Annotated in this window: 5 protein-coding genes; 1 reads left to right on the top strand and 4 read right to left on the bottom strand. The window is 73.6% G+C overall.

Annotation, left to right across the window (positions count from 1 at the left end):
• A partial coding sequence (locus tag SACPADRAFT_RS28695; protein ID WP_007026767.1) for a PucR family transcriptional regulator occupies positions 1–532 on the top strand: 532 nt, incomplete at its 5' end.
• Positions 533–656: 124 nt separating this feature from the next.
• Here SACPADRAFT_RS28695 and SACPADRAFT_RS0218670 read toward each other — a convergent pair.
• Genes SACPADRAFT_RS0218670 through SACPADRAFT_RS0218655 form a run of 4 tightly spaced genes read right to left on the bottom strand, consistent with a single transcriptional unit; the run spans position 657 to position 4,019 of the window.
• The gene (locus SACPADRAFT_RS0218670) at positions 657–1,154 is read right to left on the bottom strand and encodes a hypothetical protein (protein ID WP_007026768.1); all 498 of its coding nucleotides are present in this window, start codon (positions 1,152–1,154) and stop codon (positions 657–659) included.
• Complete coding sequence (locus tag SACPADRAFT_RS0218665; RefSeq protein WP_051442512.1) at positions 1,151–1,684, bottom strand: hypothetical protein; 534 nt, start codon at positions 1,682–1,684, stop codon at positions 1,151–1,153. Before SACPADRAFT_RS0218665 ends, SACPADRAFT_RS0218670 begins: the two co-directional genes overlap by 4 nt.
• Positions 1,669–2,988 carry an MCE family protein gene (locus tag SACPADRAFT_RS0218660; protein ID WP_007026770.1) on the bottom strand — a complete coding sequence of 440 codons (1,320 nt, stop codon included), beginning with the start codon at positions 2,986–2,988 and terminating at the stop codon, positions 1,669–1,671. Before SACPADRAFT_RS0218660 ends, SACPADRAFT_RS0218665 begins: the two co-directional genes overlap by 16 nt.
• Positions 2,988–4,019, bottom strand: a complete 1,032-nt coding sequence (locus SACPADRAFT_RS0218655) for an MCE family protein (protein WP_028662576.1) — start codon at positions 4,017–4,019, stop codon at positions 2,988–2,990. Before SACPADRAFT_RS0218655 ends, SACPADRAFT_RS0218660 begins: the two co-directional genes overlap by 1 nt.
• Positions 4,020–4,030 lie beyond the last annotated feature (11 nt).

The raw sequence follows: 4,030 nt of genomic DNA, 5'->3' as shown, positions 1-4,030 counted from the left end.
GCCGCGGGTGCTGGTGCCGGGGACGATGTCGCAGGCCCGGGTGGCGGCGTTGGAGCGGGCGCTGCCCCGGTGCCGGCTGGCGGTGGGGCCGTGCGTCCCGCTGGAGGCCGTCCCGGACTCTCTGCGGTGGGCGCGCAAGGCGCTGTCCCTCGTGGACGACGGGGTGCTGCCGCCCCGCCGGGTCGTTCCCGTGCACGACTGCCTGCCCGTGCTGCTGCTGCACTCGGACGACGCCCTGGCGGCGCAGCTGCGCCGCCGGTTGCTCGCCACGCTCGACGGGCTGACCCCGCGGCAGCGGGAACGGATGCTCGACACGCTCCGGGCGTGGCTGGACGCCCAGGGCAACGTCCTCGACATGGCCGAGCGCCTCGCCGTGCACCCGCAGACGGTGCGCTACCGCATGCGGCAACTGGAGAACACCTTCGGCGACCGCCTCCGCGACCCCGACGCCCGCTTCGAACTCGACCTCGCCCTGCGCACCCTCTCCCCCCGCGACAAACCCACCCTCCCCAAACCCCGCACCCGCCCGTAACCCGTGCGGGGGTGTTGTCGTGAAGGCCCCCTTGCCTGCGTGTGGTGCAGCGAAGGACTCCTTCACTGCGTCGAGTGCAGGGAAGGAGTCCTTCACGGCAAACACCCGGGGTGAGCGGGTGGGGTCAGTGGACCTGCAGGTGGGTGATCAGCCAGGTGCGGTCGGGTTTGTGCGTGGTGACGACGAGTTGGAGGGGGGTGGTGGTCGGGTCGCCGTCGGCGCGGCGGGAGGTCTGATCCGCGAAGACGAGGACGCGGGCGGTGTCGTCGGTCAGGGACAGGACGGCGGCGTCGGTGACGTTGGTGGCCACGGTCAGCCGTTGCTCGGCGGCGCGGTCGTGCAGGACGGTGACCAGCTCGCCGTACTCCCGTCCCGCCCGGCCCGTCAGCAGCTCCTCCGCCGCCCGCTCGGTGGCGCCCAGGTCGTCGGAGGAGTACGACAGCACCCGGTTCACCGCACGGGTGACCGCGGAGCGCACCTCGGCGGTGGCATCGACGTCGACGAACGCGCGGTCCCGCGCCGACTCCGAGCCGCGCAGGGCCTCACCGCGCACGACGAAATGGGCACCGAGCCCGGCCAGCGCCACGGCGAGCACGGCCAGCAGCAACGGCAACCGTTTCACGACCCACCTCCCGGCCCCGGCCGTTCCAGCCCGGACACCTTCCACCCGGATCCGGTCTCGGCCAGCGAGACGACGAAGCGTTGGCGGGTGGTGGTCGGCGGTTCGCCCTGCCGGGAGCGGGTGATCTCCACGGCGGCCAGCAGCGTCGCGGTGCCGGTCTCCGGGGAGAACGCGGACAGCCCCGCCTCGACGACCTCGGCCCGGGCGACGGTGGCCGCCCGCCGGACGGCCTCCCGGGTCCCGGCGTCGGTGTCCGCGAGCTCGGCGTGCAGCGGCCCCGTCGTCACCGACAGCCACCGGTCGATCCCCGTGTCCACGTCGTGGTGGTCGAGGGTGGTCAGCACCGCGACGTGCTCGCGCGCGGTGCGCACCACCTCGTCGCGGTCGGCCGCCTTCCCGATCTCCGCGTCGGTGGCCGCCCATGCCCACGACAGCAGCGACCACACGGCGAACACCCCCGCGACGAGCACCGCGACCCCTGCGGCGACGGTGGCGGTGCCCGCGGGCGGTGACGTCAGTCGTCGAACCACGGCAGCCCCCGCGGTGTCGTCGGGGTGTCCGGGTCGGTGTCCGCACCGCCGGGAGTGCCGTTGGGGGTGCCGCCGGGGGTGCCGCCGCCACCGGAGCCCGTCCCACCGGAGCCGGTCCCACCCGAGCGGGTCGCGCCGAGGGTGAGCGCGTCCACCAGGTCGGCGATCGAGCCGGAACCGGGTTCGGCCACCGCGGGGACGCCGCCGTCCGGTGTGTTCTGCGAGCCGCGCACGGAGCCGGCGTGTCCGCGGGGCAGGGTGCACGCGGCGTCGGTGTTGAACGGGGCGTCGCCGGTGCTCTCGCCGTCGCGGCGTTCGGTGCCGCCGTAGCCCCGGGTGCACGGTGCCGGGTCGAAGAACGTCAACGCCTGGGACAGCTTCGTGCCGTCGGAGGTCACCGCCGCGGAGGTGGAGGCCACCGCCTTCGGGGTGTAGACCAGCAGATGCTCCAGGCCGTCGGTGCGCGAGGCGAACATCCGGGAGGTGGTGAGCAGGTTCGCCATCAGCACCGACAGGCCGGGGTCGGTGTCCGCGAGCAGCCCGCTGATCTCGGTGGCCGCCCGCGGGGCGGTCCCGATGAGCTGCCGGAGGTCGCCGTCGGAGTCGGCGAGTTCCGCCGCGAACAGTTTCGCGTCCCGCCCGAACGACCGCCACGCCCGCGCCGACTCCGCCTGGGTCCGCAGCACCGTCGCCCCGTCGTCGATCAGGTCGGTGGTCCGGGGCAGGTGCTCGGCCGCGGTCCGGGTGAACCCGGTGGCGGTGTCCAGCAGCAGCTGGAGGTCGTCCCCCGTGCCGTGCAACGCGGTGTACAGCTCGTCGACGACCACCCGCATCGCGTCGGTCGGCACCGACTCGGTGAGCTCGCTGAGATTCGCCAGCAGGGTGTGGACGGGCAGGGGGGTGGTGGTGGACTCGCGGGGGATCACCGAGCCCTCCTCCAGGTACGGGCCGGCGTCGGTGCGCGGCTGCAGATCGACGTACTGTTCACCGACCGCCGACCGGTTCGCCACCACCGCGCGGGAGTTCACCGGGATGGGCGGGGCGTCCTCGTCGAGCACCAGGTCGGCCTCCATCCCGTCGTCGGTGAGCCGCAGCTCGCCGACCCGGCCGACGGACACACCCCGGTAGGTGACCTCGCTGCCGTCGAACAGTCCACCGCCCTGCGACAGTTGCAGGCGCACCACGTCGCCCCCGTCGCCGACCAGCCGGGGCAGTCCGGCGTAGTTGGCCCCGACGAATGTCACCGCGGCCGCCGCGACCACCACGAACGCGACGACCTGCGCGCGGATTCTGCGGGTGAGCATCAGCGACTCCCTCCGTCCGGGGCGGGCGTGGCGGTGTCCGTGGACGGCAACGGCAGCGGCGGGATCGGCTCGGTGTAGTTCTCGTCCGGCAGCACACTGAGGTAGGTGTTGAGGTAGTCGCCCTCGATCCCGTCGAGCACGGCGTCGGTGAACGGGAAGGTCGGCAGGATCTCCAACGCCCGGGGCAGCGAGGCGCCCGCGTCGGCGAGCCGGCGCAACACCGGGGCCAGCGCCCGCAGGTCGGCCACCAGGTCCTCCCGCGTCCGCTCGACGACGTCCACGGCCACGCCGGAAAGCTCGTCCAGCGACGACAACATCGACACCAGCGCCTCCCGCTGGTCCCGCAGTTCCCGCAGGCCGGGGGTGAGGTCGTTGAGCGCGCCGCGGATCTGCTCCTCCCGCCCGGCGAGGGTGGCCGACAGCCGGTTCATCCCGTCCAGCGCGTCGGTGATCTCGTCGCGATGCGCGTCCAGGTCGGAGACCAGATGGTCCACCTCGGACAGGAACCGCTTGATGTCGGCCTCGTTGCCGTCCATCGCGGCGGTCAGCTCCTGGTTGATGGTGCGCAGCTGGGCGATGCCGCCACCGTTGAGCAGCAGGGACAGCGCGCCGAAGACCTCCTCCACCTCCGGGTGCCGGTTCGTGCGGGCGGCGGGGATCAGCGCGTCGTCCTCCAGTGGGGCGCGGTTCGCCCGTGGGGTGTCCGACCGTGGTGCGTCCAGTTCCACGAACTTCTCCCCGAGCAGGCTCGACTGCCGGATGTTGGCGATCGAGTCGGCGGGCAGCTCGACGTCGCCGTGCACCGACAGCACCACCTCGGCCTGCCAGTCGTCGGTGTCGGCCAGGGCGATCGACTCCACCCGCCCCACCGCGACGTCGTTCACCTTCACGGCGGCGTGCGGGACGAGGTCGAGTACGTCGTCGAAGCGCACCGTCACCCGGTACGGGTCGTCCCCGAGGTCGGCGCCCCCGGGCAACGGCAGGTCGTGCACCCCGTCGAAGCCCGCGGGCGCGCAGCCGCCCGCGGCCACGCCGAGCGCGG

Source organism: Saccharomonospora iraqiensis subsp. paurometabolica YIM 90007 (genome assembly GCF_000231035.2).
In the GTDB taxonomy this organism is placed as follows: domain Bacteria; phylum Actinomycetota; class Actinomycetes; order Mycobacteriales; family Pseudonocardiaceae; genus Saccharomonospora; species Saccharomonospora paurometabolica.
Note: the sequence above shows the minus strand (reverse complement) of the source record. Positions and strands in the feature narration are given on the sequence as shown.

Coding starts and splice junctions, on each gene's coding strand:
- SACPADRAFT_RS0218660 (WP_007026770.1), bottom strand. CDS start 2,988: ATGCTCACCCGCAGAATCCGCGCGCAGGTCGTCGCGTTCGTGGTGGTC.